Here is a 6,695-nt window from a genome sequence, read left to right on the forward strand (position 1 = left end):
ACCCTGGCTAATCCGCTTCCGGAGGCTTAACGCGATATTGCGAAGATTGGTGGACAGGAGCATGCGCGCCTTGGGGGCAGCAAGCTTGGGGGGAGTGCGTGGGGTGCGCGGTGCCCACGCAAATGCAAGAGCCTAGAGACTGTCTAGGTGCCCACGAAGAGCGATCTGAGTATTAGTGTTCGACCCTGCCATTGGGTGGCGACACAAAATAGGTGCATCGCGGACCTGCGGGAAAGAACGAAGGTCGCACCGGCCAACTCGGTCGTCCAATCAGTGCACTGCCAGTGACCGAAGTTGGCCGGCTACGGCCATCGTTCCTTTCGGATCGGATGACGTTTTGTCGCCCGATTCGGTCTTCCATCCAACGCGGCGCCGGTGCACGACTCAACCTAGCCGAGACTGGGCAGCCCCGGTGCCCGCAGGCAACGGCCGGGATTCAGCCGCCCGGACGTTTGGGCTGACACCGTGTTTTCAGCGACGCCTAGCGGCGTGCATACGTCCAGCAGGCCGCTCAGTTCGACCGTCCGGGTACACCTTCTTCTCGTGTTGCCCTCGTGACGAGCGCAGCCGGGTAAGGTCACCCAGAGATAGATGGGAATCGCTGGCTGATGGGGATTGTTAAGCGATGCGCCAGCGAAAAGATGCTCTGTTACCAGCAGAGCGTCTCGGGTTCGTCAGAGTCAAGATGCCGCCGACTGCAAAAGCTCCTCGACGCCAGGCTGCTCTTTCGTCCGGCTTTGACTAGTCTTGTTGACGTAGCCCTCCGGACCGCACGCGCTCGGCGTAACGCCTTGGTTGCGGAGGTGGGCCGCGACCATCTCGCACCATTTGAGCAACTGGTGCTTGTCAAGATCCGCGACCACGTCTTCACCGAAAAGATTCGAAAGCTCAAGCGCGACCCCTGAAAATGCGGCGCCGTCATCTCGAATGGTCAATACTCCGTCGCCATCGTGGTCGCACATCTCAATCCTTGTGGCAGACATATCCGTTACCTCCTGAGGCTTCGTAACCGTCACTTGATTCGTAATCGTCATATCAGGCGCTCCCTGCCTTGTCGGTCGCTTGGCTAGCATATTTATGCTAGAAGATCGGCTTCCCTGCCACCAAGGGGATACCGCGTGCGCACGTGCTCAGAGTCCGGCGATCTGCTTCCTTGGAGCCACGCCGGTCGGTTGCCCAAACGACAACGAGGCGAGCAGCCGGAAAAAAGAATGCCCGTCCGAACCAATTGGGCGGGAGGGCTATCGGCCTCGGTAGGAGGTACCCGAAGGCGTTCGCGCCACTCAGCAGCGCGCTCACCTCAGCTACGCGGTCTTGCCGCCCCATTCGACCCGCAAAAAGAGAGTTAGCCCCACTTCTGTCTTTCGACAGCGGCGGGCTTAATGAGGTGTGGCCAGCGGAAGCTATCATTCGAGCGAGCGTGCGCGGAAGTGGCTCGGCAATGCGCTTGTGAGCCGCAACCAAGAAGGGCCGAGCCCCGGCAGGCGAGCACCCCGCAACGCTGCGCGGGCGCCGAGGAGTCGGCGTACCCGTTTCTGCGGCACCGGGCAAGAACCCGCGATCTCCTGCGTCGGCGCCGGTGGACGGCCGAGTCGGCCGATGAAGAGACGATCGCCGCCCGCGCCTTAAATGACCGTTCATGGGCACTCACCGGACGATCAAGAGGCAGAGCCCCGATGCCCGCACCGAAAACTAGCCGTTCGCCCTGATCAGGACGGACGGACGCGTCCCGATGCGGAAGCGTATATGCGATGCGACACAGTTAGCGCTTGTACTACGGCCGATTGACCGCGCAACTCGGTCACGAAGTCGTCGAGCAGGTGCTCGAAGTCGACTAGGTGTTGCCAGCCCCACTCTATAGCCCGGCAAAATCGGGATTCCTCTTATCTACCCACGCCTGGATTCCCTCCGCGGCCGCCGCGGTGCCATCCATCGGATCGCGCAGGGCGCGTGAGAGCTCCATGCCCGCTTGCAGGTCCAGATCGCAACTCTTGAGGATGAGCTGCTTGGCCGCACTGACGCCCTCCGGGCTGTTGCCAGCGATCTGACGCGCGAGAGCCAACGTTTCATCCAGCAGGCAAGCGTGTGGCACGACGACCTCTGCAAAGCCAAATGCAAAGGCCTCTTCGGCGGAGAACTTGCGACCCGTCAGAACAATCAAGTTCGCGCGGCCAAGGCCTACCAGCTTGGGAAGTCGTACCGGGCCACCCGCGCCTGGGAACGCACCGACCTTGCTAACTTCGGGCAACGAAAAAACCGCTCGGTCCGAGGCAACCCGGATGTCGCAGGCCAGCGCAATTTCGAAAGCACCGGCGATAGCGGGGCCATTGATCATGGCGATCACGGGCGCGCGAAACGACTCGATCATCTCGATGAATCGCAACACCGCGCCGCGCGCCTTCTGCGTCTGCTCCGGCGCGAGGGTGGCTCTTTCCTTCAGGTCCGCGCCAGCCCCGAAAGCCGCGCCTTCACCCGTGACAATGAGCACCCTGAGATCCTGCTTGTCCTTCAGGCTGGCCAGACAGGCTTCGAGCTCATCTGCCATTTCCACGGAGATTGCGTTTCGTTGCTCGGGCCGATTCATAGCCAGCACACTTATGTGCGGATCGACCTCTGTGAGCTTGATCGTCGTCCAGTTTCTGTTGCTCATTACAAGACCTCTGTTGGTGGAAGCGTTCTGCGCTTGAACCCACCGGCTCAAGGCATCCATAGCCTCTCAGTGGACGGACTTCGTTGCGTTGAAGCATCAGTCCAGTTAGCTAACTCTGCCCGTCACGCTGCGTGCCTCACACTCGCCGCCACGGATCGCCTCTTCGGAAGCCATCAACCAACATTGTTATAGTCGATGTTACGAGTGTCAACAATAAGAACGTCTGCTATCTTCTCTTCAATGCCCCGGATCATCCCGGGTCGCTTACTGTCGAGTGGGGCTCACTCCGTGAGGAACTATCTGCCTTATTGATGACAATAAGGCACTCTCTGAGGAAATTCGCAACATGAGAACTTTGGCGCTGCCACCCACATGCTCCTCCCCCAAAAGCTCTTCATCGGCCAATTCGGCCCTTCGGCGCTGCCCAGTCGAATGGCTCAGAAGGGTCGGCCAGAGCCGGCGAGCAACCGGTGAGGCTCAGTCCAGCGAATTCGCGCTTCGTGTCACGGCAGTCTCGCCATTTCCGGTTCTAATGCGGAGGTCTGAGACGGCCTTTGGCCCGCATTTGGTGAAGGCGCGGTATCCGCGCGGAATGGCGGTGTCAGACTCACCCCTTTCAAGGTGACGAAAATTGGGGCACCCTCCGTGTTCTCGAACAGAAACCGGAGTCAATGGCGTGGTACTGGACGCAGTGGTGGAACGCTTTATCGAACACAGCCCGATCAGCGTGATGGCGCGCCTGGGGTTGCAACGCGCCCTTGATCCGGCCTGGATCGACGAGTTGTTCGAGCAAGAGCGTGAAACGCAGTACACGCGGGAGTTATTGTTCTCGACGACGGTGGAAATCATGTCGCTGGTCGCCGTGGGGCTGCGCCCGTCGGTGCATGCGGCAGCCAAGGCCAGTCCGGCGCTGCCGGTTTCCATCACCGCGCTGTACGACAAGCTCAGCCGGACCGAGCCGGGGCTGGTTCGTGCCCTGGTGCAAGGCAGTGCGCAGCGATTGGGGCCGGTCGTGCAACCGATGTTGCGCAAGCAGCCGCCATCGGTGAATGGCTATCGCCTGCGCATCGTGGATGGCAGCCATTTGCCGGCGAGCGAAAAGCGCCTGAAACCATTGCGGGGGTTTCGGGGTGCGGCCTTGCCAGGGCAGTCATTGGTGGTCTATGACCCGGACACGGCGATGATCGTCGATCTGGTGCCCTGTGAAGATGCGCATGCCCAGGAGCGGGCCATCATGGAAACCCTGCTCGCATCGGCCCAGCCGGCCGAACTGTGGATCGCCGATCGCAACTTCAGCACCCGGGCGATTCTTGCCGGGTGGCAGCGTCGCGGCAGCGCCTTCATCGTGCGGGAGCACGGCCGCAATCCGAGCCCCAGCGAGCTGGAGCCGTTACGCGAAATGGGCCGGGTCGAAACCGGCATCGTGTACGAGCAAGCGGTCAGCATCCCAGATGAATCGAACGCGCCGCTGGTGCTGCGGCGCATCGAGCTGCATCTGGATGGCGCCACCGAGGATGGTGACACCGTCATCCGCCTGCTGACCAATGTCCCGGCCGCCCATCTGACGGCCGAGGCAGTCGCCCGGCTATACCGGCGACGCTGGAGCATAGGTGTGTCCAGATAAGGACACGTTATCCAGTCGGTGTAAGTCCGACCGAGGCAAAAGACTCAAGCCTCGTAGCTTGGGAGGCGTTATGGCGCGAAAGCAAGATGACGGAGCCCTCCGACAGTATGCTCAGAAAGGAGTGTATGCAACGCACCAGGTTGCAACGTGCAGTGAACGCAGATGTAGCCTCGTCACACGAAAACCCGGTGGCTGAGACGGTCTATAACGCGCGAAAGCAGCAAGAGTTGTCCGAAACGAGTCCGATGCGGCAGCTCTCACCGGCGGGGTATCAGCGGCGACATGGTGTGAAGGATAGCGTGGAAACTGGAGAAGCCCTCGGCACCCGGCGGAGAAAGCCCGTCGAGGAGATGCTCGTTATAACCGCGAGTGGGAAATGCGGGCATAGGTGCCAGGGTGACGGATCGGGTCGTAGTACTGACGATGGGCGTGCAGCAAAACGCGCCCGGAGGGAAGGGCCCGGACCGGTGAGTACTCCGTCCAACAATGTGAGGCAGGGATGAAATGACAAAGGCATCCGGCAGTCTGCAGGAACTGAGAAGGCGGATCTATCGCAAGGCGAAGTCTGACAAGACCCATCGCTTCTGGGGGCTCTTCGTGCATATTGCGAAGAGTGAAACCCTAGACGAGGCCTACCGTATCGCCAAGAGGAACGGCGGTGCACCGGGAATCGATGGTCTGAGCTTTAATGACATCGAGGCATCGGGACGCATTGTATTCCTTGCGGAGATTCAGGCAGACCTCAAAACAGGCAGGTATGAACCCAAGCCGAACCGCAGGGTTGAGATCCCGAAGAGCAACGGCAAGGTCCGCGTTCTCCAGGTTCCTTGCATCCGCGACCGCGTGGTGCAGGGGGCGCTGAAACTGATCCTCGAAGCGGTATTCGAGGCGGACTTCTGCCCGAACTCCTACGGGTTTCGACCGAAGCGGTCCCCACACCGCGCGCTGGCGGAAGTCAGACGCAGTGTGCTGCGGCGCATGTCGACGGTGGTTGATGTGGATCTGTCGCGCTACTTTGACACAATTCAACATTCAACTCTGTTGGGCAAGATCGCGAAGCGCATTCAGGATCCCCAGGTCATGCACTTGGTCAAGCAGGTTATCAAAGCAGCGGGCAAAGTTGGGGTACCGCAAGGTGGCCCATTCAGCCCACTCGCCGCGAACATCTACTTGAATGAGATTGACTGGATGTTCGACGAGATTCGACGCAAGACGGCACAGGGCCCTTACGAGGCAGTGAACTATCACCGGTTTGCTGACGACATTGTCATCACCGTCAGTGGCCACCACACCAAACGCGGCTGGGCTGAACGTGCCCTACAGCGTCTGCGGGAACAACTCGTGCCGCTAGGCGTCGAGTTGAACACGGAGAAAACCATTGTGGTGGATACATTGAAGGAGGACGCCTTTGGGTTCCTGGGGTTCGACCTGCGTCGCGTGCGCAAACGAGCGGGGAACGGGTACTTCGTCCGGATGACCCCCAAGAAGAAGGCTCGCCAAGCCATCAAGGCGAGGATCCGCGACATCATCCGGCATGGAGGCTCGACCCCAGCCGTGAAGCTGATCGCGAAACTCAATGCTGCGGTGGCGGGATGGGTCAACTACTTTCGGGTCGGCAACGCCAGTCGCGCCTTCAGTGAGGTACGCGACTATCTGGAAATGAAGGTCCGAACTCTGCTAACGCGGCGCAAGCGACGCAAGAAGAGGAGCGTCGGGTGGCGACGGTGGAGTAACGAGTACCTCTACGGAGTCCTGGGCTTGTACTGGGACTGGAAAACGCGCCCGCTGTCTGGCGCGGAGGAGTTCGCGTGAAAGCGGCCGCCATACCGACAGGACACATAACCCTTGCGATGAATCTCACTGGGTGAGCTGCTTGAGGGAAAACCTCACGATCAGTTCTTATGGGGAGGGGCTGGAAACGGGCCGGGGTCGCCGAGCACCGCGCCAGTCCTTTACCCGCCAGAATCTGTTTCAGCGGCTGGAATCGGTGCTCAACAGTGAGATTCGTTCGTTGAGCCAAGCGCGCGCGGCGCTGCTGGCCTTCGGCGTGGCGGCGCTCGCGTATAACGTACTGAGCGTGATTGCGACTGCGGTGAGAATCCGGCATGAGCTGGATACCAGCGACATCGAGCTCTCACCGTATTACCTCGCCAGCGAAATCCGGGCAACTTATGCCGGCATGATGATCGCGGTGCCGCCCGAGGTGTGGCAGGCCTATGACCTCCTCACCCCAGCTCAGCTCGGTCGCGAGTTGATCAAGATGGCGACGCACGTTGATCCCCGCGCGATGCGCAAACATACGCGGGGACCGAAAGCGCCGAAGAAGAAAGGCTATGTGGCCGGATGCGTAGCACGGCGGCATGTTTCTACCGCCCGTGTCATCAAGGCTGGACGTGTCGTCTAATCACCTTGAAAGGGGTG

The 6,695-nt window shown here is 60.5% G+C and carries 5 protein-coding genes; 3 read left to right on the top strand and 2 right to left on the bottom strand.

Annotation, left to right across the window (positions count from 1 at the left end):
* Nucleotides 1–680: 680 nt before the first annotated feature.
* Together ABNX08_RS42530 and ABNX08_RS42535 are read right to left on the bottom strand one after the other, a co-directional pair.
* On the bottom strand, nucleotides 681–1,034 hold the full coding sequence (locus ABNX08_RS42530) for a hypothetical protein (protein ID WP_349606727.1): 354 nt from the start codon (nucleotides 1,032–1,034) through the stop codon (nucleotides 681–683).
* Between the two features lie 821 nt (nucleotides 1,035–1,855).
* Nucleotides 1,856–2,650 (bottom strand): enoyl-CoA hydratase-related protein, encoded by a 795-nt coding sequence (locus ABNX08_RS42535; protein ID WP_349606726.1) that lies wholly within the window; start codon nucleotides 2,648–2,650, stop codon nucleotides 1,856–1,858.
* A 694-nt stretch (nucleotides 2,651–3,344) separates the two neighbouring features.
* Between ABNX08_RS42535 and ABNX08_RS42540 the strand changes: the two genes are divergently transcribed.
* From ABNX08_RS42540 to ABNX08_RS42550, 3 genes are all read left to right on the top strand, one after another.
* Nucleotides 3,345–4,274, top strand: a complete 930-nt coding sequence (locus ABNX08_RS42540) for an IS4 family transposase (protein WP_374063774.1) — start codon at nucleotides 3,345–3,347, stop codon at nucleotides 4,272–4,274.
* 504 nt (nucleotides 4,275–4,778) lie between these two features.
* Nucleotides 4,779–6,086, top strand: a complete 1,308-nt coding sequence (gene ltrA / locus ABNX08_RS42545) for a group II intron reverse transcriptase/maturase (protein WP_374063775.1) — start codon at nucleotides 4,779–4,781, stop codon at nucleotides 6,084–6,086.
* A gap of 61 nt (nucleotides 6,087–6,147) precedes the next feature.
* Entirely contained in the window at nucleotides 6,148–6,678 is a 531-nt protein-coding gene (locus ABNX08_RS42550; RefSeq protein WP_374063776.1) for a hypothetical protein, read from the top strand.
* The last annotated feature ends 17 nt before the right edge of the window (nucleotides 6,679–6,695 follow it).

This window comes from Cupriavidus sp. DF5525 (genome assembly GCF_040149425.2).
GTDB lineage: Bacteria > Pseudomonadota > Gammaproteobacteria > Burkholderiales > Burkholderiaceae > Cupriavidus > Cupriavidus pickettii_A.